24 protein-coding genes and 2 other annotated features are annotated in these 22,944 nt (G+C 41.1%); all 24 genes read right to left on the bottom strand.

The annotated features are described in order from the left end of the window. Positions 1-39: 39 nt before the first annotated feature. The 24 genes from rpoB to ABEV15_RS02555 all read right to left on the bottom strand — a co-directional run bounded on the left by rpoB (position 40) and on the right by ABEV15_RS02555 (position 22,694). Entirely contained in the window at positions 40-3,600 is a 3,561-nt protein-coding gene (gene rpoB / locus ABEV15_RS02670; RefSeq protein WP_498852313.1) for a DNA-directed RNA polymerase subunit beta, read from the bottom strand. Positions 3,601-3,808: 208 nt separating this feature from the next. Beyond that, complete coding sequence (locus tag ABEV15_RS02665; RefSeq protein ID WP_498852321.1) at positions 3,809-4,408, bottom strand: class I SAM-dependent methyltransferase; 600 nt, start codon at positions 4,406-4,408, stop codon at positions 3,809-3,811. Between the two features lie 85 nt (positions 4,409-4,493). Next, positions 4,494-4,859: a 50S ribosomal protein L7/L12 gene (gene rplL / locus ABEV15_RS02660; protein ID WP_003397647.1), complete on the bottom strand. Its 366-nt coding sequence runs from the start codon at positions 4,857-4,859 to the stop codon at positions 4,494-4,496. Positions 4,860-4,904: 45 nt separating this feature from the next. Beyond that, entirely contained in the window at positions 4,905-5,405 is a 501-nt protein-coding gene (gene rplJ / locus ABEV15_RS02655) for a 50S ribosomal protein L10 (protein WP_006322668.1), read from the bottom strand. 42 nt (positions 5,406-5,447) lie between these two features. Further along, positions 5,448-5,593: a sequence feature (ribosomal protein L10 leader region), on the bottom strand. Between the two features lie 52 nt (positions 5,594-5,645). Then, entirely contained in the window at positions 5,646-6,347 is a 702-nt protein-coding gene (rplA, locus tag ABEV15_RS02650; protein WP_055441981.1) for a 50S ribosomal protein L1, read from the bottom strand. A gap of 103 nt (positions 6,348-6,450) precedes the next feature. After that, positions 6,451-6,876, bottom strand: coding sequence for a 50S ribosomal protein L11 (rplK, locus tag ABEV15_RS02645; protein ID WP_003397643.1), 426 nt, complete (start codon positions 6,874-6,876; stop codon positions 6,451-6,453). A 150-nt stretch (positions 6,877-7,026) separates the two neighbouring features. After that, complete coding sequence (gene nusG, locus ABEV15_RS02640; RefSeq protein ID WP_257637418.1) at positions 7,027-7,560, bottom strand: transcription termination/antitermination protein NusG; 534 nt, start codon at positions 7,558-7,560, stop codon at positions 7,027-7,029. Positions 7,561-7,677: 117 nt separating this feature from the next. Further along, complete coding sequence (gene secE, locus ABEV15_RS02635) at positions 7,678-7,860, bottom strand: preprotein translocase subunit SecE (RefSeq protein WP_429630714.1); 183 nt, start codon at positions 7,858-7,860, stop codon at positions 7,678-7,680. Between the two features lie 31 nt (positions 7,861-7,891). After that, positions 7,892-8,041, bottom strand: coding sequence for a 50S ribosomal protein L33 (rpmG, locus tag ABEV15_RS02630; RefSeq protein ID WP_257637416.1), 150 nt, complete (start codon positions 8,039-8,041; stop codon positions 7,892-7,894). Between the two features lie 63 nt (positions 8,042-8,104). After that, on the bottom strand, positions 8,105-8,779 hold the full coding sequence (gene sigH / locus ABEV15_RS02625) for an RNA polymerase sporulation sigma factor SigH (RefSeq protein ID WP_498852312.1): 675 nt from the start codon (positions 8,777-8,779) through the stop codon (positions 8,105-8,107). 44 nt (positions 8,780-8,823) lie between these two features. Further along, on the bottom strand, positions 8,824-9,333 hold the full coding sequence (locus tag ABEV15_RS02620) for an NYN domain-containing protein (protein ID WP_429630720.1): 510 nt from the start codon (positions 9,331-9,333) through the stop codon (positions 8,824-8,826). A gap of 1 nt (position 9,334) precedes the next feature. Beyond that, positions 9,335-10,072, bottom strand: coding sequence for a 23S rRNA (guanosine(2251)-2'-O)-methyltransferase RlmB (rlmB, locus tag ABEV15_RS02615; RefSeq protein WP_498852311.1), 738 nt, complete (start codon positions 10,070-10,072; stop codon positions 9,335-9,337). Next, positions 10,072-10,500 carry a Mini-ribonuclease 3 gene (locus tag ABEV15_RS02610; RefSeq protein ID WP_429630724.1) on the bottom strand — a complete coding sequence of 143 codons (429 nt, stop codon included), beginning with the start codon at positions 10,498-10,500 and terminating at the stop codon, positions 10,072-10,074. Before ABEV15_RS02610 ends, rlmB begins: the two co-directional genes overlap by 1 nt. A 4-nt stretch (positions 10,501-10,504) precedes the next feature. After that, on the bottom strand, positions 10,505-11,902 hold the full coding sequence (cysS, locus tag ABEV15_RS02605; RefSeq protein WP_498852310.1) for a cysteine--tRNA ligase: 1,398 nt from the start codon (positions 11,900-11,902) through the stop codon (positions 10,505-10,507). Then, entirely contained in the window at positions 11,883-12,548 is a 666-nt protein-coding gene (gene cysE, locus ABEV15_RS02600; protein ID WP_128999501.1) for a serine O-acetyltransferase, read from the bottom strand. Before cysE ends, cysS begins: the two co-directional genes overlap by 20 nt. A gap of 54 nt (positions 12,549-12,602) precedes the next feature. Next, positions 12,603-12,823, bottom strand: a binding site (T-box leader). Between the two features lie 42 nt (positions 12,824-12,865). Further along, positions 12,866-14,326, bottom strand: a complete 1,461-nt coding sequence (gene gltX / locus ABEV15_RS02595) for a glutamate--tRNA ligase (RefSeq protein WP_429635356.1) — start codon at positions 14,324-14,326, stop codon at positions 12,866-12,868. A 63-nt stretch (positions 14,327-14,389) separates the two neighbouring features. Then, on the bottom strand, positions 14,390-14,872 hold the full coding sequence (gene ispF, locus ABEV15_RS02590) for a 2-C-methyl-D-erythritol 2,4-cyclodiphosphate synthase (protein WP_429630743.1): 483 nt from the start codon (positions 14,870-14,872) through the stop codon (positions 14,390-14,392). Then, complete coding sequence (gene ispD / locus ABEV15_RS02585; protein ID WP_498852309.1) at positions 14,872-15,558, bottom strand: 2-C-methyl-D-erythritol 4-phosphate cytidylyltransferase; 687 nt, start codon at positions 15,556-15,558, stop codon at positions 14,872-14,874. The genes ispF and ispD overlap by 1 nt, the downstream gene beginning before the upstream one ends. 21 nt (positions 15,559-15,579) lie before the next feature. After that, on the bottom strand, positions 15,580-16,668 hold the full coding sequence (locus ABEV15_RS02580) for a PIN/TRAM domain-containing protein (RefSeq protein ID WP_429630732.1): 1,089 nt from the start codon (positions 16,666-16,668) through the stop codon (positions 15,580-15,582). An 89-nt stretch (positions 16,669-16,757) separates the two neighbouring features. Beyond that, complete coding sequence (radA, locus tag ABEV15_RS02575) at positions 16,758-18,152, bottom strand: DNA repair protein RadA (RefSeq protein ID WP_429630734.1); 1,395 nt, start codon at positions 18,150-18,152, stop codon at positions 16,758-16,760. Between the two features lie 58 nt (positions 18,153-18,210). Further along, complete coding sequence (gene clpC / locus ABEV15_RS02570) at positions 18,211-20,643, bottom strand: ATP-dependent protease ATP-binding subunit ClpC (RefSeq protein WP_429630736.1); 2,433 nt, start codon at positions 20,641-20,643, stop codon at positions 18,211-18,213. A gap of 15 nt (positions 20,644-20,658) precedes the next feature. Beyond that, positions 20,659-21,729, bottom strand: coding sequence for a protein-arginine kinase McsB (gene mcsB / locus ABEV15_RS02565; RefSeq protein ID WP_498852308.1), 1,071 nt, complete (start codon positions 21,727-21,729; stop codon positions 20,659-20,661). 3 nt (positions 21,730-21,732) lie between these two features. Then, positions 21,733-22,269 (bottom strand): protein-arginine kinase activator protein McsA, encoded by a 537-nt coding sequence (mcsA, locus tag ABEV15_RS02560; protein ID WP_498852307.1) that lies wholly within the window; start codon positions 22,267-22,269, stop codon positions 21,733-21,735. A 14-nt stretch (positions 22,270-22,283) separates the two neighbouring features. After that, a complete protein-coding gene (locus ABEV15_RS02555; protein ID WP_429630747.1) occupies positions 22,284-22,694 on the bottom strand; it encodes a CtsR family transcriptional regulator in 411 nt (136 codons plus the stop codon). Positions 22,695-22,944 lie beyond the last annotated feature (250 nt).

Genomic DNA, 22,944 nt, shown 5'->3' with positions numbered 1-22,944 from the left:
TCCCTTTTAATATCCAGGTTTTACCCTTATGTCAAAACGCTATTCTTTCACAACAACGCCTTCATCTTCTTTGGCTGACTCATCTGTAGGTGGGATGATGTCAACTGGCTGAACGTCATCATCTTCCCCGAAGTTTTCCATGCTAATTTCTTTTTCATCGCTCGATAACACTGTTACGTCCATACCTAAGCTTTGCAACTCTTTAATTAATACTTTAAACGATTCAGGAACGCCTGGTTCTGGAACGTTTTCACCTTTCACGATTGCTTCGTACGTTTTGACACGACCAACAACGTCGTCTGATTTGACAGTTAAAATTTCCTGCAGCGTGTAAGCCGCTCCGTATGCTTCAAGCGCCCATACTTCCATCTCACCGAAACGCTGACCACCAAACTGCGCTTTTCCGCCAAGCGGTTGTTGCGTAACGAGTGAATACGGACCCGTCGAGCGAGCATGCAGTTTATCATCAACCATGTGTGCGAGCTTAATCATGTACATAATACCGACAGAAACACGGTTATCAAACGGCTCTCCTGTACGTCCGTCATATAGAACAGTTTTCGCATCTCGTGCCATTCCCGCCTCTTCTAACGTTGCCCATACATCCTCTTCACGAGCACCGTCAAATACAGGCGAAGCGACATGAAGACCTAGCTTTCTCGCCGCCATTCCAAGATGCAGCTCAAGCACTTGCCCGATGTTCATACGCGAAGGTACGCCTAATGGGTTTAACATGATGTCAACTGGCGTGCCATCTGGTAAAAACGGCATATCCTCTTCAGGTAAAATACGCGAAATAACCCCTTTATTTCCGTGGCGGCCTGCCATTTTATCCCCTTCGGAAATTTTTCGTTTTTGTACAATGTATACACGCACAAGCTGGTTTACGCCCGGTGGCAATTCATCGCCATCTTCGCGAGTAAATACTTTCACATCGAGAACAATTCCGCCTCCACCGTGCGGTACACGTAAAGACGTATCTCGAACTTCGCGTGCTTTTTCTCCGAAAATCGCATGAAGTAACCGTTCCTCCGCTGTTAGCTCTGTAACCCCTTTTGGCGTTACTTTTCCGACGAGCAAATCACCATCTTTTACTTCTGCACCGATACGTACAATACCGCGCTCATCTAAATTGCGAAGCGCATCCTCACCGACGTTTGGAATATCGCGTGTAATTTCTTCTGGACCAAGCTTCGTATCGCGCGCTTCTGATTCGTATTCCTCGATATGAATGGACGTATATACGTCGTCTTTCACAAGACGCTCACTCATAATAATCGCGTCTTCGTAGTTGTATCCATCCCATGTCATAAACGCAACAAGCACGTTGCGACCAAGCGCCAATTCACCTTTCTCCATGGATGGACCGTCAGCTAAAATTTCGCCCTTTTCAACGATGTCGCCAGCTTTGACAATTGGACGTTGATTGTAGCACGTTCCTTGGTTTGAACGAACAAACTTTAATAAGCGATATTTATCTAAATCGCCTTTTACTTCTTTTCCATCAACTTCAATTAAACGGCGCACCCAAATTTCTTTTGCCTCAACTCGTTCAACAATTCCGCGATGCTTACAAATGACTGCAGCACCGGAATCTTTCGCCGCAACATATTCCATTCCTGTTCCGACGATTGGCGCTTCAGGTTGCATAAGCGGAACCGCTTGGCGTTGCATGTTCGCACCCATAAGCGCACGGTTCGAGTCATCGTTTTCTAAGAAAGGAATACACGCTGTCGCAACCGATACAACTTGTTTTGGCGAAACGTCTACATAGTCGACACGATCGCGTTTAACGACGATATTTTCACCGCGGAAACGAGCGACGACGTTTTCCTCTAAAAACGTTCCGTCTTCAGCGATAGGAACGTTCGCTTGGGCAACAACGTAGTTATCTTCCTCATCTGCCGTCAAGTAATCAATTTGATTCGTTACTTTTCCTGTTTCAGGATCGACACGGCGGTAAGGTGTTTCGATAAAACCAAATTTATTCACTTTCGCATATGTGGAAAGCGAGTTAATTAATCCGATGTTCGGACCTTCTGGCGTTTCAATTGGACACATACGTCCATAGTGTGAGTAGTGAACGTCACGCACTTCAAAGCCAGCGCGTTCACGCGTTAAACCACCTGGACCAAGCGCAGAAAGACGACGCTTATGTGTCAATTCTGCAAGCGGGTTTGTTTGATCCATGAATTGCGATAATTGCGAGCTTCCGAAAAACTCTTTAATGGCCGCAATGACCGGGCGAATATTAATAAGTTGCTGTGGCGTAATTGTGTTTGTATCTTGAATGGACATGCGTTCACGAACGACGCGCTCCATGCGCGAAAGACCGATTCGGAACTGATTTTGCAATAACTCGCCAACAGAACGAAGTCGACGGTTTCCTAAATGGTCGATATCGTCTGTGTCACCGACTCCATGCAATAAATTAAAGAAGTAGCTAATAGATGCAATAATGTCTGCAGGTGTAATATGCTTTACTGTTTCCGGAATATATCCGTTGCTAATGACCGTGATGACTTTTTCGCCATCCGGATCATTTGGAGCGTAAATTTTGATCGCTTGTAGAGCAAACTCGTCTTCAACAACGCCACCAAGCGGCTGGTACTTACGCATGCCAATTCCTTTTTCAAGCTCAGGCAAAATGCGGTCAAGCGTTCTCCGATCGAGAACCGTTCCTTTCTCCGCGATCACTTCACCTGTTTCTGGATGAACGAGCGTTTCCGCTAAACGTTGACCGAATAAACGGTTTTTAATATGGAGTTTTTTGTTGATTTTATAACGCCCAACACTTGCTAAGTCATATCGTTTTGGATCAAAGAAACGAGAGATCAACAAGCTTTTTGCGTTTTCAACGGTAGGCGGCTCCCCTGGACGTAACCGTTCATAAATTTCAAGCAACGCTTTTTCTGTGCTTTCTGTATTGTCTTTTTCTAATGTGTTACGAATATACTCATTATCACCAAGCAAATCAATAATTTCTTGGTCTGAGCCAAAACCTAACGCCCGCAACAATACGGTCACAGGCAACTTACGCGTACGATCAATGCGAACGTAAACGACATCTTTTGCGTCTGTTTCGTATTCGAGCCATGCACCACGGTTCGGAATAACGGTAGCTGTAAAGCCACGTTTTCCATTTTTATCTACTTTTCCGCTATAATATACGCTCGGTGAACGAACAAGCTGAGAAACAATAACACGTTCAGCACCATTAATAATAAACGTGCCTGTTTCTGTCATTAATGGGAAGTCTCCCATAAATACATCTTGTTCTTTGACTTCACCTGTTTCTTTATTGATTAGGCGTACTTTAACTCGAAGCGGCGCTGCGTATGTAACATCGCGTTCTTTTGACTCTTCAACAGAGTACTTCGGTTCTCCTAAGCTGTAATCAATAAATTCTAGTGACAAATTTCCTGTAAAATCTTCGATCGGTGAAATATCTTGGAACATTTCACGCAATCCTTCGTCGAGAAACCACTGATAAGAAGAAGTTTGAATTTCAATTAAATTTGGTAGTTCCAACACTTCACTAATGCGCGCATAACTTCTTCGTTGGCGGTGTCGTCCGTATTGAACTAGTTGACCTGTCAACTGATTCACCCCTCAAATCAAACATTAATAACTTGTCATCAGACAAAAAAGAAATGGTTTCTTATTAAGAAAACCACATGTTTGACCTATTATATATTTTATAAGTTTTTCCTTTAAAACTAAAATTATACATACATACACAGCATACGTAAACTAAAAAAAATACACATTTAGCATTTTATAATGGTATCATACACAAAATTAGGCGTCAAGCTTTTTGTGCCCGAATAATAAAATAACCTTTTTTCTTTTCAACGACATCAACTTGATCAAAAATCGTTTTTAACTTTTCTAAAGCAGATGGAGCACCTTGTTTTTTTTGAATGACGACCCATAACTCTCCGCCCGGGAGAAGATAGTTCACACTTTGCTCGAAAATCGCATGAACAACGGACTTTCCTGCACGAATCGGTGGGTTTGTAACAATCGCAGCAAACGTCCCTTCTACTCGATCAAATACATTACTTATGTAAATACTTGCATTTTCAATACCGTTTTGTTGCTTGTTTTTTTTCGCTAATTCAATCGCCCGTTCGTTGACATCGATCATATGCACCGTCCGATGTGGAAAATCTTTAGCAAGCGCCAAACCGATCGGCCCATACCCACAACCGACATCAAGAATGTTTCCACTCACATTTGGTTCGACGAATGTTTCAATTAACAGCCGCGAACCGAAATCCACTTCTTTTTTCGAAAATACACCTTGATCGACTGTAAACAAAAACTGATGCCCTCGCAACGTATACGTCCATTGAAACGGCTTACTTTCTACAGTTGGCCGTTCCGTATAGTAGTGGTCACCCATTATATTCACCTCTCTCCCTCATTGTAAACGAACGCACATAAAAACACAAAGAAGCTCGCTACTACGAGCGAGCTTCTTCACATCATTACTTAATTTCAACTTTCGCGCCAGCTTCTTCAAGTTTCGCTTTGATTTCTTCAGCTTCTTCTTTAGAAACGCCTTCTTTAACTGGCTTTGGAGTGTTGTCTACTAAGTCTTTTGCTTCTTTTAAGCCAAGACCAGTAAGTTCGCGCACAACTTTGATAACTTTGATTTTTTGCGCTCCGCCATCTGCGAGGATAACGTCGAACTCAGTTTTTTCTTCAGCAGCAGCACCAGCAGCAGCACCGCCAGCAACTACTACAGGAGCAGCAGCAGTTACACCAAACTCTTCTTCAATTGCTTTTACTAAGTCATTTAATTCTAAAACAGTCATATTTTTAACCGCTTCAATGATTTGTTCTTTAGTCATGATCGATCTTCCTCCTTAATGTTTTAATTTTAGGCGATTTGTAAATTAAGCACCTTGCTCTTCTTTTTTCTCAGCAACTGCTTTTGTAACAAGCGCAAAGTTGCGGATTGGTGCTTGAAGAACGCTAAGCAACATAGAGAGCAAGCCTTCGCGAGATGGAAGCTCTGCAAGCGCCTTAACTTCTTCAAATGTTGCTACGTTACCTTCGATGATACCTGCTTTAATTTTTAACGCTTCGTTCTTCTTCGCGAATTCGTTTAAAATTTTTGCAGGAGCAACGACATCATCATTGCTGAATGCGATCGCATTCGGACCTGTTAATGTTTCATCTAAACCTTCTAAGCCTAACTCAGCAACAGCACGACGAGTTAATGTGTTTTTGTACACTTTGAACTCGATGCCCGCTTCGCGAAGTTGCTTACGAAGTTCTGTAACTTGAGCGACATTTAAGCCGCGATAATCAACAATGATCGTTGATTTGCTCGCGCGAAGCTTTTCAGCAATCTCCGCTACTAGCTGCTGCTTTTGTTCAAGTACGCTGCTCATGTCAACACCTCCTGTAGAAGTTGAGTTTCGACACCACTTATACCGTCCAATAAAAAACCTCCATGTCAACGCAGACATGGAGGCCCCCGAAAAGTGCAAGATGCACTTATTTATGAGTCTCAACACCTCGGTAGGAAATTAAGCCTATATGAGGCACCTACTGTCTACGGTACAAATGATATTCGCTTTTCAAACAATGAATAGTATACTAAAGCGTTTCTAAAAAGTCAATATCTATTATTAGCGCGCAACAGCAACTGTAGAAGGATCTACTTTTACGCCAGGTCCCATTGTTGAAGCGACTGTTACGTTTTTCACGTATGTGCCCTTCGCCGCTGCTGGCTTCACTTTTAAGATTGTCTCATAGATTGTTGCGAAGTTTTCTACTAATTTTTCAGTATCAAACGATACTTTACCGATCGGCACGTGGATGTTTCCTGCTTTATCAACGCGGTATTCTACTTTACCAGCTTTAATTTCATTAACCGCTTTTGCCACATCAAATGTAACTGTTCCTGTTTTAGGGTTTGGCATTAAACCTTTTGGTCCTAAAATACGACCGATTTTACCAACTTCACCCATCATATCAGGAGTCGCAACGATTACATCAAACTCAAACCAACCTTGCTGAATTTTGTTGATGTAATCTGTATCACCTACGTAATCTGCGCCTGCTGCTTCTGCTTCTTTCGCTTTTTCACCTTTTGCAAGCACTAACACGCGGCGTACTTTACCTGTTCCATGCGGTAATACAACCGCACCGCGAATTTGTTGGTCCGCTTTCTTCGGATCAACTCCCAAACGGAAAGCAACTTCTACTGTTGCATCAAATTTTGCAACGTTTGTCTTTTTCACTAATTCGATCGCTTCTTTTACATCGTATGCTTTTGAGCGATCAATTAACTTCGCTGCCTCTAAGTAGCGTTTTCCTCTTTTTGGCATCCTTATTTCCTCCTTTTGTGGTTTTAACGGAAAGACCTCCCACGAATAAAGGTTGCGAAAACTATATAGTTCGCTTCCGCAACCTTTTCCAGCCAGATCTTCATTAGTCTTCGATGACGATACCCATGCTGCGCGCTGTTCCTTCGATCATGCGCATAGCTGCTTCAATGCTCGCCGCGTTTAAGTCTGGCATTTTTGTTTCAGCAATCTCGCGCACTTTGTCGCGCTTTACTGTTGCCACTTTATTACGGTTTGGCTCACCAGAACCAGACTCGATACCAGCCGCTTTCTTAAGTAATACAGCAGCAGGTGGAGTTTTCGTAATAAATGTAAATGAACGGTCTTCATATACCGTAATTTCAACAGGAATAATTAAACCTGCTTGATCAGCTGTACGAGCGTTGAATTCTTTACAGAATCCCATGATGTTAACACCAGCTTGACCTAATGCTGGACCGACTGGTGGTGCTGGATTCGCTTTCCCTGCAGGAATTTGCAATTTGACAACTTTAATTACTTTTTTAGCCACGAGACACACCTCCTTAAGTCCGTGATGTGGTATTAGGGATGTTCCCTCCCACTCATATATGAAAACAATCATCGCATTCGTCTCAATGATTGAGACATACTGACCTTAAAATATTATCACTTTTCTTGCCTATTTGCAAGTTGTTTACTATTATATTTTTTCGATTTGAGAAAAGTCAAGTTCTACCGGTGTTTCACGCCCGAACATGTCCACAAGTACCGTTACTTTTTGCTTATCCATCTCAATTTCTTGAATTGTTCCAACGAAATTCGCAAATGGACCTTCTTTAATACGAACTGTTTCGTTCAATTCAAAATCAAATTCTAGCTCGATAAAGTCGACTCCCATTCGTTTTAAAATGGCCGAAACTTCTTCTTCCAAAAGCGGGGTTGGTTTTGATCCAGCCCCAGCCGAACCGACAAACCCTGTTACTCCTGGTGTGTTGCGAACAACATACCAAGAGTCATCTGTCATGATCATCTCTACAAGCACGTAGCCTGGGAATACTTTCTTTTTCACTACTTTCTTTTTGCCGCCTTTTGTATCTGTTTCTTCCTCCTCAGGCACAACAACACGAAAAATTTTATCTTGCATACCCATCGACTCAACGCGTTTTTCTAAGTTCGTTTTTACTTTATTTTCATAACCCGAATACGTATGAATAACATACCAATTCTTTTCCATTCACTGGGACGATATCGTCCTTCCCTCCCTAAACAAATCTTTTTAGGCAAAATAAAAACCCGTTACCGGGCTTTATTTCTGTTTGTTATCCTTCATTATACCATGGATATACTAGTGCTATTCAAGTATAAAACGAATTAACTCTGAAATTCCTAAATCAACAACAGCAAAAAATACAGTAAAAAACGCAACTGTCGCCAAAACAGTAATCGTATAGTTCACTAGTTCTTTTCGTTTCGGCCAGCTGACTTTTTTCATTTCGCGAACAACTTCGCGGAAAAATTTCGTCAATCGCTGCATATAAAACCCTCCAACATCTCGGGATCGTCAACTACTTCGTTTCACGGTGAAGCGTATGCGTATTGCACGTTTTACAAAACTTTTTCATCTCAAGTCGCTCATGATGTTGAGCAACGTTTTTCATTGTTGAATAATTTCTGCTTAAACATTGGCTGCATGCTAAAATAACTTTTTTACGCATACATTTTCCTCCGACATACTACGTCTTAAAAACTGTATCACACAATATTTTTTTATGTCAATATTATAAGTTAATTCCTTGAATTTCTACATACTTTTCTAACTTGCGCTTTACGCGTTGCAAGGCGTTGTCAATCGATTTGACATGACGATTGAGCTCTTCAGAAATTTCTTGATATGATCGACCTTCTAAATAAAGAAGGAGCACTTTTCGTTCTAAATCGCTAAGCAGTTCAGTCATTTTCTCTTCCATATGATCGAACTCTTCACGGTTGATAATTAACTCCTCCGGATTGGTCATTTTCGCTCCTGAAAGAACGTCCATTAGTGTACGGGCAGAATCATCTTCATAAATCGGCTTGTCCAACGAAACATAACAGTTCAATGGAATATGTTTTTGGCGCGTAGCCATTTTAATCGCTGTAATCATTTGCCGAGTGATGCATAGCTCCGCAAACGCTTTAAACGATGACTGCTTATCTTCTTTAAAATCTCGAATCGCTTTATACAGCCCAATCATTCCTTCTTGTACAATATCTTCACGATCTGCACCGACTAAAAAATATGAACGCGCCTTCGCTCGGACAAAATTTTTATACTTATGAATTAAATAATCAAGCGCCTCACTATCCCCTTGATGCACAAGTTCTACAATTATCTCGTCTTCTAGTTGCTCATAACGGCTTTGTTGTTTTTCATTTGCATTTGCGCTCACGCCGATCCCCCCCGCCCTGCACATGGATAAAAGTATTATACAGTACATTTTTTTACAGGGTCAATCGTTCATTTTTCCCCTCTTCGCCATTTTTCGAAAATTTTTGCGACTTCATCTGTCAGGGGAATTTTTGATATCGGCTTCTTTTGTTGAATATGTTTGACGTTGCTTGAAATGTTTCGCTGCACCGCATCTACTTCAATGAGTAGCTCCCGTGCTGATTTACGCAACGCCCCTTGACCGAAAATCGCCCATTGTTCTGTATAATCTGATGTCGCAACATATACTTTTGTCCGAACTTTCTGGAGCGATTTCGCCAATTTCTCGATATATTCATCTGCCGTTTCGTTTTCTTTTGTGAAAATGACCTCTACTTGATGATCGACATATTTTTTTGTTGTTCCTTGTACGAGGTGTGCGTCAAAAACAATAATCACTTTACAGCCGGTAAATGCTTGATACTCTGCCATTCTCTCAACAAGTCGATCGCGCGCTAAAGCTAAATCCGCATCACGTAGTTCTCGCAGTTCCGGCCAAGCACCGATGATGTTGTAGCCATCAACGATTAAAATGTCCATCTTACTCACCTAATGGATGACGCTTTCGGTACACCTCATACATTAACAAGCTAGCCGCAACAGAAGCATTTAACGATGTGACATTTCCAATCATCGGCAAGCGAATGAGCACATCGCATTTATCTCTTAATAAACGGCTGATCCCTTTTCCTTCGCTACCGATAACTAACGCTAACGGAATAACACCATCTAGTTGACGGTAATCTTGATTTCCTTTTGCATCCGTTCCGAAGATCCAAACTCCCCGCTCTTTCAATTCATCAACCGTCCGCGCTAAGTTCGTTACACGCGCGACAGGCACATATTCAATCGCACCGGTTGACGCTTTCGCTACCGTTGCGGTTAAACCGACCGAACGCCGCTTCGGAATAATAATACCATGGGCACCTACCGCATCAGCTGTTCGCATAATCGATCCCAAATTGTGTGGGTCTTCAAGCTCATCCAAAATAATAAAAAACGGTGCTTCTTCTCTTTCTTCTGCCTTTTTAAATAAATCATCTATATCATAGTATCGATATGCGGCAACTTGCGCAATCACTCCTTGATGATTTCCTTCGCTCAATTGATCCATCTTTTTTTTAGGAACGTATTGCACCGTAATTCCCATCTCTTTTGCAAGCTGAATGATCGGTTGCATTTGGCCACGTTGCGAACCTTCAGCAATCCATATTTTATTCATTTCCCGACCGGATTTTAATGCTTCTAGCACGGGATTTTTACCGATAATGAGATCCATCATTCCATCCTCCTCTCTTCATCATTGCGATGTACATCCAATGCCCACTGCATTAATTGATAGAGCCGCTCTTCATTTCCACTTAAAAAATGGTAGCCAATTAATGCTTCAAATCCTGTACTTTGGCGATACGTTTGTACATCTGTATTTTTCGGGGCGCTTCCAGATTTCGCATTGCGCCCACGTCGAACAATAGCAAGTTCATGTTCGGAAAGTTGATTATGATTGAGTAACCATTGCAACACTTTCGCTTGCGCTTTAGCACAAACGTATGTTTTGGCTAAATTGTGTAAGTCGTTCGGTTTTACTTTCCCTAAGGAAAGGAGATGATGCCGCACGAATAGTTCGTATACGGCATCACCAATGTAGGCTAATGTTAGACCATTTAACTGTTGAAAATCTTTAATTTTGTTAAACAAATGCCACATCGTTTTATCCTCTTCTCCATCTCGTTCCTTGCGGTGTATCTTCTAAAATGATGTTTTTCGCTTTTAATTCATCGCGAATGCGGTCAGCTAAAGCGAAGTCGCGATTTTTTCGCGCTTCAATTCGCTGTTGGATAAGTGCCTCAATTTCTTCATCAAGCAACTCATCTTGTTGCAGTGAAAGGCCAAGCACATCAAAAAGCTGTTCGAATTGTCGTAAAAACTTCTGAATAACCGCTTGCGACGTATGCTTCTCCATCAAATATACATTCGCTTGTTTTGCTAGTTCAAACAGCACAGCGATCCCGTTCGCTGTATTAAAATCATCATCCATTTCGCGAATAAACTCATTTTTTAATTCCTCAATTTTCGCAAGCCATTGTTCATCGTTTGTCGTTAAATTCGTGCTGCTTTCTAGACGATGTTTTAAATTCGTATACGCTGTTTTTAAACGATCGAGCCCGCTTTTCGCACTTTCAAGCAACGGTTGGCTATAGTTGATCGGATGACGATAATGAACAGAAAGCATAAAGAAACGCAACACCTGCGGGTCAACTTGCTTAATAATGTCATGCACTAAAATGAAGTTCCCAAGCGACTTTGACATTTTTTCATTATCTATATTAATGTAACCGTTATGCAACCAATATTTTGCGAAAGGCTTCCCTGTTAGCGCTTCAGATTGAGCAATTTCATTTTCGTGGTGTGGGAACGTTAAATCCTGTCCCCCAGCATGAATGTCAATCGTATCACCTAAATATTTGCGTGCCATCGCCGAGCATTCAATATGCCACCCTGGACGCCCTTTTCCCCATGGGCTATCCCAATAAATCTCTCCTTCTTTTGCCGCTTTCCATAGCGCAAAATCAAGCGGATCTTCTTTTTTCTCTCCGACTTCAATACGAGCACCTGATTTTAATTCATCAATCGATTGATGCGATAGCTTCCCATAATCAGAGAAACGGCGCGTTCGGTAATATACATCACCATCAACTTCATACGCATATCCTTTTTCAATAAGCTGTTCAATAAATTGAATGATTGTATCAATGTTTTCTGTTACCCGTGGATGAACGTCTGCCTTTTTGCAACCAAGCGCTGTAATATCTTCAAAATACGCTTCAATAAACCGCTCCGCAATCGTCGGCACATCTTCTCCTAATTCCCTTGCTGCTCGAATAAGTTTATCATCTACATCTGTGAAGTTGGAAACATATTGTACTTCATACCCCCGAAATTGTAAGTAGCGACGAATCGTATCAAACACAATCGCTGGACGAGCGTTGCCAATATGAATATAGTTGTATACTGTCGGACCACATACATACATTTTCACTTTATTTGGTTCTAACGGGATAAATGACTCCTTTTTTCGCGTTAACGTATTATACACTTGAATGCTCATGGTTCACCGTTCCTTTCTTTAGTTCTTCTAATTGTGCTTTTAATTGTTCGATTTCTGATTCCAACTCTTTAAAACGATCTGCAATCGGATCCGGTAAATCACAATGATTTAAATCTTTATTGATACGCACACCATTTTGGACAACGACACGCCCTGGGATTCCAACGACCGTTGAGTTTGGTGGCACATCTTTCAACACGACCGATCCGGCTCCAATTTTACTGTTTTCTCCAATAGTAATGGAACCAAGCACTTTTGCGCCCGTAGCAATCAAACAATTATCCTTAATTGTCGGATGGCGTTTTCCTTTCTCTTTTCCCGTTCCACCGAGTGTGACACCTTGATACACCGTCACATTATCACCGATCTCGCACGTCTCTCCAATCACAACCCCCATGCCATGATCGATGAAAAAGCGGCGACCAATTTTTGCTCCTGGATGAATTTCAATACCGGTAAAAAAGCGGCTAATTTGTGAAATGAGACGAGCTAAAAAATAAAATTTCCGCTTGTAAAGCGCATGTGCAATGCGATGTGCCCAAATGGCGTGTAACCCTGAATACGTTAAAATGACTTCTAAATAACTTCTTGCTGCCGGATCTTGTTCAAAGATAACTTCAATATCTTCTTTTAATGTTTTAAACATTATCATTCCCCCCTTTGTTATCTTTCAAATAAAAAACGTCTCTGTGTACAATGACACAGAGACGCTTCGTTGCGCGGTTCCACTCTGTTTAGCCTTAAGGCTCACTCTTGCCCTTATAACGGAAGGGGATCCGCTCCATTCTACTGCAGAACGTCTCTGGTTCGAAAGGAGGCTCCGAGGTGCATTTCAAAAGAATCGTGCATAAACCACTTCCAGCCAAGGTGGTTCTCTCTGGCATGCTGATTCTTTTTACTTCTCCTCATCAACGCTTTGACTTATATGGGTTGTATTTATTTTATTACATAAGCAACAAAATGTTAACGGATGAATTTTTCTAAGCGGGACATAACCGTTTCTTTTCCAAGCAAACGAATGGCTTCTGGAAGTTCTGGTCCATGCGTTTGCCCTGTTACCGCCACACGAATCGGCATGAATAAGTTTTTCCCTTTTTGTCCTGTTTCTTTTTGTACGGCTTTAATCGCAGCTTTAATGTGATCGCTATCAAACGTTGCAAGCTGTTCAATTTGCTCATAAAATGCTTTTAATACATGCGGCACTTGTTCGCCCGCTAAAACCGCTTTTGCTTCTTCATCATACTCGATTTCTTGTTTAAAGAACAGCTCTGACAGCTCAACAATTTCAGCACCGTAGCTCATTTGCTCTTGGTATAGCGCAATTAAATCGCGAGCCCATTGTTTTTGTTCATCTGTCATTTGTTCTGGCAAGCGACCAGCTCGAACTAAATGTGGAAGCGATAGTTCTACTAGATGATCTAAATCAAGTTTTTTAATATACTGGTTGTTCATCCATGTTAACTTTTGTTTATCGAACATGGACGGAGATTTTGATAAACGAGAAACATCAAACATGCGAATAAGTTCTTCTTTTGTAAAAATCTCTTCTTCCCCTTCTGGAGACCAACCTAATAGCGCAAAAAAGTTAAACATCGCTTCTGGTAAATATCCAAGCTCTTTATACTGAGAAACGAATTGAATAATCGATTCATCACGTTTTGATAATTTTTTGCGATTTTCATTCACAATCAGCGTTAAATGTGCGTATTTTGGTGGCTCCCAACCAAAATATTCATACACCATTAACTGCTTCGGCGTGTTTGATAAATGCTCTTCACCGCGGAACACGTGCGTAATTTTCATTAAATGATCATCAATCACGACAGCAAAATTATACGTTGGGATGCCGTTCGCTTTTACGATAACCCAATCACCAATATCTTTCGACTCAAACGATACATGGCCGCGCACCATATCTTCAAATTCATACACTTTTCCTTCTGGCACTTTTAAACGAATCGTGTAAGGCTTGCCTTCTGCTTCTAGCTGTTGAACTTGCTCTGGCGTTAAATGACGGCATTTTCCGCTGTATTGTGGCGCCGCAATACCTGCCGCTTTTTGCACCTCACGCTCTTGTTCTAGTTCCTCAGGTGTACAAAAACATTTATAAGCATATCCTTTTTCTAACAATTCGTTTGTATATTGACGATATATGTGTAAACGCTCTGTTTGACGATAAGGGCCGTATCCCCCATCTTTATCGACAGATTCATCGTATTCAATACCGAGCCATTTTAAATTTTCAAGTTGTGACTGTTCGCCACCTTCTACATTGCGCTCAATATCTGTATCTTCAATACGAACGATAAATTTTCCATGATGATGACGAGCAAACAAATAGTTAAATAACGCTGTGCGCGCACCGCCAATATGTAAATGACCCGTCGGACTCGGTGCGTAACGCACCCTTACTTCCTGTGACATGTCATGACCTCCATCTACCTAATTTCTGTACCTCATTGTACCGTAAACGACATACAAAATCCATCATTCATTATTTTTTTGTAACAAAACGACGGCTTGTGCGGCAATTCCTTCTTCTCTTCCTGTAAAGCCGAGCTTTTCTGTCGTCGTCGCCTTTACGTTGACTTGTGAAACGTCCCCTTCTAATAATTCAGCAATTCGTTTTTGCATGTTTGGGATATATGGGGCCATTTTTGGTTTCTGTGCAATAATTGTACAATCAACATTAACAAGCATATACCCGTGTTGACGCACAAGGTTCCATACGCGCTGCAAAAGAAGCGCAGAATCTGCATCTTTGTACGTCTCATCTATATCAGGAAAGTGTTTTCCAATATCCCCTTGACCGATAGCTCCTAAACAGGCATCAGCGATCGCATGCAATAACACGTCGGCATCGGAATGCCCGAGCAATCCTTTTTCATATGGAATCGTTACACCGCCAATAATGAGTGGACGCCCTTCAGCAAACTGATGGACATCAAATCCTTGTCCAATTCGATACATCATTGATCCCCTCTCGCACGTAAAATCGCTTCCGCAAATAATAAATCTTCTGGTGTTGTCAGTTTAATATTCGTATATTCCCCTTCAACAATGACGACACGATGGCCTATCCGCTCAACAAGACTCGCATCGTCTGTTCCGATAAACTTCTCTTTTCTCGCTCGTTCATGAGCATCACGAATTAATGACATGGAAAAAGCTTGTGGCGTTTGTACGGCCCACAAGCTCGATCGATCGACCGTTTTTTGAATATGGCCATCGATCACTTGTTTCATCGTATCTTTCACAGGAACAGCTAGCACAGCTGCTCCCGTTTCTACTGTTACTTGAACGAGTTCATGAATTTTTTTTACCGTCACAAATGGACGAGCGCCATCGTGAATAAGCACGATGTCAGCATCATTCAAAGCTTTCAACCCGTTGTAGACGCTTTGTTGCCGCTCTTCTCCTCCTGAAACGAGGACATTTACCTTTTTTATTTCAAAGCGATGAAGCATATGGACAAACTGTTCGCGTTCTTGATCGTTAATGACTAACACAATGCCTTGACATAAAACATCTCGTTCAAATACACGTAACGTATGAATAATAACAGGTATTCCTTCAAGCTCAATAAATTGTTTGTTCATTCCTGCGTTCATTCGTTTTCCTTGGCCAGCTGCCGGTATAACGACATGATAATCCATTTCCCCTTATCTCCTAACAGCTTATAATGCTTTTTCAAGTAGCTTTAATTTTGCAAAAATCATTCTTCCAGCTGAAGTTTGTAAGACGCTTGTCACAAGCACATCGACTCGTTTTCCAATATAATCTTTTCCGTCTTCCACAACGATCATCGTTCCGTCATCTAAATAAGCAACACCTTGATTTTGTTCTTTCCCATCTTTAATGACGTGAACGTTTAATTCTTCTCCTGGAAGAACGATCGGTTTTACTGCGTTCGCTAAGTCGTTAATGTTTAATACCGGAACATTTTGCAATTCACATACTTTATTTAAATTAAAATCGTTTGTAACAACAACCCCTGATGTCAGTTGCGCCAATTTCACAAGCTTGCTGTCGACCTCTTGGATTCCTTCAAAATCACCCTCATATATTTCCACGTTAATCGCTAACTCTTTTTGAATGCGGTTTAAAATATCTAGTCCTCTCCGTCCACGATTCCTCTTTAAAGCATCAGAGGAGTCTGCGATATGTTGCAATTCTTCGAGAACAAACCGCGGAATGACAATCGTCCCTTCCAAAAAGCCCGTTTGACAAATATCTGCAATACGTCCATCAATAATGACACTCGTATCTAAAATTTTTAGTGATCTTCCTTTTTTCTCTTCTTCCTCGCTACCTTTTTTCTTTCCACTTCGATTCGGCAAAGAAAATAAGTTCATTAACTCATCGCGCTTTTTAAATCCGACTTGAAACCCTAAATACCCTAACAATAGCGTAAGAAAAATCGGAAACATTGTATTAACAAACGGGAATTGGATCGACTTTAATGGAATGACGACTAAAAAGGCAACAATGAGCCCAAAAATTAAACCAAGACTTCCAAAAAGCAAATCTGTTACAGGCGCTTTGACTAACGTTTCTTCCATCCAATGAATAAGTCCAACCACATGATCGACTAACCAAAACGTGAGAAGGAATACGATCATCGCACCGACTGGGGCGGCTACATATGGGCTATCGACATAAGGGAGATCGTTTACATGCAATAGCTTTAGTAAAGTAGGAAAGAAAATAATTCCTAGCATTCCCCCAGTAATTAAAAAAGATGCTTGCACAATTCGTTTTAACACGTTTTTCACCTCCTCTATTACATTATAAACAGTTTCCAATGTTTGAAACCAATTTGAACATCATTTTTAATCATTTTTTAATGGTCTTGTTAAAATATTGAGCGATTTTTCCCATCCCCTAATGTGTAATATAGCGCCTCTTCCACATTAGCCACTCCAATAACTTCAACATCTTTTGGAATATTCCAACCACCCATATTGCTTTTTGGAATAATAATGCGCTGAAAACCGAGCTTCACCGCTTCTTGTACGCGTTGCTCAATCCGAGATACACGGCGTACTTCGCCTGTTAATCCAACTTCCCCAATAACGACATCCGTATGGTTTGTTGGTTGATCACGAAAACTCGAAGCGATGCTGACGGCAATGGCTAAGTCAATCGCAGGTTCATCTAACTTTATGCCACCAGCCACTTTTAAATAGGCATCTTGGTTTTGAAGAAGTAGACCGACTCTTTTTTCAAGTACCGCCATCAGTAACGAAACACGGTTATGATCAATTCCTGTTGCCATTCGACGCGGTGTTCCAAAACTTGTCGGCGATACTAATGCTTGAATTTCCACTAATACCGGTCTTGTTCCTTCCATGGAAGCAACGACCGTTGAGCCCGCTGCACCTTTAGAACGCTCTTCTAAAAAAATTTCCGACGGGTTTTTGACTTCAGTAAGCCCTGTTTCTTTCATTTCAAAAATGCCGATTTCATTTGTGGAGCCAAATCGATTTTTCACAGCTCGTAAAATGCGGTACGTATGATGGCGTTCGCCCTCAAAATATAATACGGTATCTACCATATGTTCAAGAATACGCGGACCTGCAAGCGCTCCTTCTTTCGTGACATGTCCGACAATGAAAATCGCAATACCTTTCGTTTTAGCTATTCGCATCAGCTCTGCTGTACATTCACGAACTTGTGAAACGCTTCCTGGCGCTGATGTAATCTCTGAGCGATATATCGTCTGAATCGAGTCAATGACAACAAAAGCAGGCTTCATCTCATCAATCGTTTGGATAATATGTTCTAAATTTGTCTCAGATAAAACATATAAATGTTCAGCTGTCACATGTAGCCGCTCAGCACGCAACTTCGTTTGTTTTACTGATTCTTCTCCTGAAATATATAATACAGTATGTGCGTCGTTTGCAAGTTGGGCGCAAATTTGCAACAACAAAGTTGATTTCCCGATGCCAGGATCCCCACCGATCAAAACGAGGGAACCACGAACAATTCCGCCTCCTAACACGCGATTAAACTCCGTGAACTTCGTATCAATTCTCGGTTCCTGCGTCGTTTCTACTGTCGTAATCGATACAGGTTTAGCTACTATCCCCTCTGTATGCACAAATAGTGCTCGGTTATGTGGTTTTACAATTTCCGTTTCTTCGACCATTGCATTCCACGAATGGCATCCTGGACATTTTCCCATCCATTTGGCCGTTTCATACCCACAATGTTGACAAACGAATTTCGTTTTCCGTTTAACCATTGCTCCATTCCTTTCATCATGAAAAACAAGGTATGCATGTAAGCATACCTTGTTTTTGTTATTTTACTGGTTCGTTTGTTAATACAACAAACTGACCGTCTTTAACGTCCATAACAACTTTTTGTCCGCTGCCAATCGTTCCTTTTAACAGTTCTTCGGACAAACGATCTTCAACATGTTTTTGAATTGCTCGACGCAATGGACGTGCTCCGTATTCTAAGTCGTGACCTTCTTCCGCTAATTTTTCAATCGCTGCATCCGTTAACTCTAAATCAATTTGTTGTTCTTGTAGACGTTTTTTCAATTGCTCAATCATTAATGACACAATTTCTTTTAAATGTTTCTTCTCAAGTGAGTGGAAGACAATAATTTCATCAATTCGGTTTAAAAATTCTGGACGGAACGCCTTTTTCAACTCGTCCATCACTTTCCCTTTCATATCCTTGTACTGTTGGCTCTCGTCTTGTACATTAAAGCCAACATATTTATTTCTCTTAAGAGCGTCAGCTCCGACGTTCGATGTCATAATAATGATCGTATTTCGGAAATCCACTGTACGTCCTTTCGAATCCGTTAAACGTCCATCTTCTAATACTTGCAATAAAATGTTGAATACATCTGGATGCGCCTTTTCAATCTCATCTAATAAAATAACGGAATACGGTTTGCGACGCACTTTTTCTGTTAATTGTCCACCCTCTTCGTAACCAACATATCCTGGAGGCGAGCCGACAAGACGTGATGTCGAATGTTTCTCCATATATTCAGACATATCGATTCGAATCATTGCATCTTCATCGCCAAACATCGCTTCAGCAAGCGCTCGTGCCAATTCTGTCTTTCCTACACCCGTCGGTCCAAGGAAAATAAACGAACCGATTGGACGTTTCGGGTCTTTTAATCCTGCACGGGCACGACGAACCGCTTTTGCGACCGCCTTCACCGCTTCTTCTTGTCCGATGACACGGGAATGTAAAATTTCCTCCAACTTTAACAATCGTTCTGTTTCAGTTTGAGCTAATTTAGAGACTGGTATTCCTGTCCAGCTTGATACAACAGCTGCAATATCTTCTACTGTCACTTCTGAGTTTTCTTGGCCTTGTTTTTCTTTCCATGCTCGTTTTGTCTCTTCAAGCTGTTCGCGCAATTTTTGTTCTGCATCTCGTAATGATGCTGCTTTTTCAAACTCTTGGCTTTGCACAGCAGCATCTTTTTCTTTGCGAATTTCCTCTAGTTTTTGTTCGAGCTCTTTCAAATTTGGCGGTGTCGTAAACGAACGTAAACGCACTTTCGAGCACGCTTCATCAATCAAGTCAATCGCTTTATCTGGTAAAAATCGATCCGAAATGTAACGATCTGAAAGCTTGACAGCTTGCTCAATCGCTTCATCTGAAATAGAGACGCGATGGTGTGCTTCATAACGATCGCGTAGTCCTTTTAAAATTTGAATGGATTCCTCAACTGTTGGCTCACCAACATGAATAGGTTGGAAACGTCTTTCTAACGCAGCATCTTTTTCGATATATTTTCGGTATTCATCTAACGTCGTTGCCCCAATACATTGTAGCTCACCACGAGCAAGAGATGGTTTTAAAATATTCGACGCATCAATTGCTCCTTCCGCACCACCTGCTCCGATTAACGTATGCAATTCGTCAATAAACAAAATGATGTTGCCTGCTTGTCGAATTTCATCCATCACTTTTTTCAATCGATCTTCAAATTCACCGCGATACTTTGTTCCTGCAACGACTGTTCCCATGTCGAGCGTCATTACACGCTTATCACGAAGCGTTTCTGGCACTTCGTTATTGACAATTTGTTGAGCTAGTCCTTCGGCAATAGCTGTTTTTCCTACCCCTGGTTCCCCAATTAAAACAGGGTTATTTTTCGTTCTGCGGCTCAATACTTCGATCACACGTTGAATTTCTTTACTTCTTCCAATCACAGGGTCTAAACCGCCTTCGCGTGCGATCGCTGTTAAATCACGAGCTAAACTATCTAACGTCGGCGTATTCGCATGCGTTGCTCCCCCGTGATGTCCTGAGGCAGATTCGCTGCTTCCTAATAATTGAAGCACTTGCTGGCGAGCCTTATTTAAGCTTACCCCTAAATTATTTAAAACGCGTGCCGCTACACCTTCTCCTTCACGAATAAGGCCAAGTAAAATATGTTCTGTACCAACATAAGAATGTCCAAGCTTTCTAGCTTCATCCATTGAAAGCTCAATCACTTTTTTGGCACGTGGCGTATAGTGGATCGTTTGCCCAACTTCATTTCCCCGTCCAATAAGCGATTCTACTTCTTTTTGAATTTTATCTGGCCCTAATCCGAGCGCCATAAGCGCTTTCGCAGCAATCCCTTCTCCTTCACGAATAAGACCAAGCAAAATGTGCTCTGTTCCAATATTGTTATGCCCCAATCGAACAGCTTCTTCTTGCGCTAATGCTAACACTTTTTGTGCCCGCTCTGTAAAACGTCCGAACATCATTCTCATCAACCTCCCTTAAATTTGCTTCCATTGGTATAATCGTTCACGAATGAGCGATGCGCGGCGAATATCTCGCTCTTGTGGACGCAAAGCACCACCTGCGTATTGTTGTAAAAAGCCTGGCTGTGTTAAAATCATCAGTTCTGTTAAAATCGTTTTTGGCACGTTCGTAATATACCCTAAATCAATGCCTAGTCGTACATCTGATAAACATTGAGCCGCCTCTTTTGAACCGATGATTCGGCTGTTCGTTAAAACTCCGTAAGAACGATATACCCTATCTTCTAATTGTATGTTAGAAGTTTTGACTAATGCCTCACGCGCCATTCGCTCTTGTTCAATTAATTGGCGGACAACTCCTGTTAAATCCTCAACAATATCTTCTTCACTTTTTCCTAATGTAATCTGATTTGAAATTTGAAAAATATTTCCTAACGCTTCACTGCCCTCTCCATACGTACCACGAACAACTAAGCCGAGTTGATTAATCGCTGGAATCACTTGATTCATTTGTTGTGTTAACACAAGTCCTGGCAAATGCATCATAACAGATGCTCGCAATCCTGTTCCGACATTTGTTGGACAACTTGTTAAATAGCCATACTTTTCATCAAATGCATAATCGACGTGTTGTTCAATCCAGTCATCTAAGTCGTTAGCTATCTTCAACGCCTCTTTTAATTGAAAACCTGCAAATAGGCATTGAATGCGAATATGGTCTTCTTCATTAATCATAATGCTTGCTTCTTCTTGTTCCGATAATAAACATGCACCAAACGTACAATCTTCCGCTAAGTGAGGGCTAATTAAATGTTTTTCGACTAGTACACGCTTTTCAATTGGCTGTAGTTCATTCATTTTTAACAAGAAGAAAGGACCGATGTAACCATAACGTTTTTGTGAAAACAACCGTTCAAATAGTTGAACAATTTGTATGGCTTGTTCATTCGTAAATGCAGTTGGAAACGGAAATTGCTTCATATTTCTCGCTAGGCGAATTCGACTGCTTAACACAATATCAGAATCGGGCCCTTCCTCATTCATCCATGGGCTGAGAGCGCGTTGAAAAAAAAGATGCTGATTCATATATTAAGCGCCCCCTTCCGCATTTAATTTTGTTTCAAGTTCTCGAATTTGATCACGCACTTCAGCAGCTTTCTCGAATTGTTCTTTAACAATGAGCTCCTGTAACATTTGCTTTAGCTGCCCAATTTGTTTGCGAATATACAACGTGCCCCCAACTCGCTTCGGAATTTTCCCTTCATGTGCCACATGCCCGCCATGCAGTCTTCGAAAAATAGGTGGTAAATGATGACGAAACGTTTCATAACAACTTGCACATCCAAAACGACCAACTTTAACAAATTGAGCGTATGTCATTTTGCAACGCTTGCATTGCAATATATGTTCGTTATGAAAGGAAGGCGCTTTTGGTTCCTTCACATCCATATTCAACAGCCCTGCAATTAAATTGTTAATGGAAAAAGCGCCTTGATGTGGAAACATAAACATTTCCCCTTTTTCATGTGCGCAATGCTCACAGAGATGAATTTCTGTTTTTTCTCCATTTACAATTTTAGTAAAATGAAGCGTTGCTGGTCGTTGATTACACTCTTGACATATCAAAGTATTCACCCTCTCTACATATACTTTAACGATGTCAGCATCGCTTTTAATATGCGTGCACGCAATTCGTCACGATGAGGAAGATCAATAGACAAAACTGAGCGATCAATAATGCTTAACATCATATTCGCTTCTCGTTCTGAGATTACCTTTTCATCTAACAATCGTTGAATAAAATGTTCTCCATTCGTTTGGCTAATTCGGTCTTGAACGAGTGACAATAGATGATCAATAAGCTGAGAAGCACTTTGTGTCTTCACTTTCATAATACGAATATAGCCGCCCCCACCGCGTTTGCTTTCAACAATATATCCTCTCTCTAATGTGAAACGCGTATTAATGACATAGTTAATTTGCGAAGGAACACACTGAAATTTATCTGCAATTTCACTTCGTTTAATCTCAATGATATCTTTTCCGCTCATATTTAATACTTGCTTTAAATATTGCTCAATGTCATCAGAGATATTCCTCACATAATCCCTCCTCTGTCGGTTGACTTTGACTATATTTGACTTTAATTTTAATATATACGGATTTCTGCAAAAATGCAAGAATCCCTTCTTCCATCCTCAACATATTTTAAACATATTTTACCCATTGCATTCATTCAATAAAACAAAAAGACCAAGACTAAATTGTCTTGGTCTTGTCTTTGCCCGGCAACGTCCTACT

The sequence above is a fragment of the Bhargavaea massiliensis genome (assembly GCF_050480245.1).
In the GTDB taxonomy this organism is placed as follows: domain Bacteria; phylum Bacillota; class Bacilli; order Bacillales; family Anoxybacillaceae; genus Anoxybacillus.
The sequence above is the reverse complement of the archived record's forward strand: the minus strand, read 5'-3'. Positions and strand labels throughout refer to the sequence as shown.

Coding starts and splice junctions, on each gene's coding strand:
- ABEV15_RS02610 (WP_429630724.1), bottom strand. CDS start 10,500: ATGTGGCATTTGTTTAACAAAATTAAAGATTTTCAACAGTTAAATGGT.
- cysE (WP_128999501.1), bottom strand. CDS start 12,548: ATGTTTAAAACATTAAAAGAAGATATTGAAGTTATCTTTGAACAAGAT.
- ABEV15_RS02620 (WP_429630720.1), bottom strand. CDS start 9,333: ATGGACATTTTAATCGTTGATGGCTACAACATCATCGGTGCTTGGCCG.
- ispD (WP_498852309.1), bottom strand. CDS start 15,558: ATGGATTATCATGTCGTTATACCGGCAGCTGGCCAAGGAAAACGAATG.
- sigH (WP_498852312.1), bottom strand. CDS start 8,779: ATGTGCAGGGCGGGGGGGATCGGCGTGAGCGCAAATGCAAATGAAAAA.
- radA (WP_429630734.1), bottom strand. CDS start 18,152: ATGGTTAAACGGAAAACGAAATTCGTTTGTCAACATTGTGGGTATGAA.
- cysS (WP_498852310.1), bottom strand. CDS start 11,902: ATGAGCATTCAAGTGTATAATACGTTAACGCGAAAAAAGGAGTCATTT.
- secE (WP_429630714.1), bottom strand. CDS start 7,860: ATGCAGCGATTGACGAAATTTTTCCGCGAAGTTGTTCGCGAAATGAAA.
- rplL (WP_003397647.1), bottom strand. CDS start 4,859: ATGACTAAAGAACAAATCATTGAAGCGGTTAAAAATATGACTGTTTTA.
- rlmB (WP_498852311.1), bottom strand. CDS start 10,072: ATGGATCTCATTATCGGTAAAAATCCCGTGCTAGAAGCATTAAAATCC.
- rplA (WP_055441981.1), bottom strand. CDS start 6,347: ATGCCAAAAAGAGGAAAACGCTACTTAGAGGCAGCGAAGTTAATTGAT.
- gltX (WP_429635356.1), bottom strand. CDS start 14,326: ATGTCACAGGAAGTAAGGGTGCGTTACGCACCGAGTCCGACGGGTCAT.
- ispF (WP_429630743.1), bottom strand. CDS start 14,872: ATGTATCGAATTGGACAAGGATTTGATGTCCATCAGTTTGCTGAAGGG.
- ABEV15_RS02665 (WP_498852321.1), bottom strand. CDS start 4,408: ATGGGTGACCACTACTATACGGAACGGCCAACTGTAGAAAGTAAGCCG.
- clpC (WP_429630736.1), bottom strand. CDS start 20,643: ATGATGTTCGGACGTTTTACAGAGCGGGCACAAAAAGTGTTAGCATTA.
- ABEV15_RS02555 (WP_429630747.1), bottom strand. CDS start 22,694: ATGAGCGGAAAAGATATCATTGAGATTAAACGAAGTGAAATTGCAGAT.
- rpmG (WP_257637416.1), bottom strand. CDS start 8,041: ATGCGTAAAAAAGTTATTTTAGCATGCAGCCAATGTTTAAGCAGAAAT.
- rplJ (WP_006322668.1), bottom strand. CDS start 5,405: ATGAGCAGCGTACTTGAACAAAAGCAGCAGCTAGTAGCGGAGATTGCT.
- nusG (WP_257637418.1), bottom strand. CDS start 7,560: ATGGAAAAGAATTGGTATGTTATTCATACGTATTCGGGTTATGAAAAT.
- mcsB (WP_498852308.1), bottom strand. CDS start 21,729: ATGAATCAGCATCTTTTTTTTCAACGCGCTCTCAGCCCATGGATGAAT.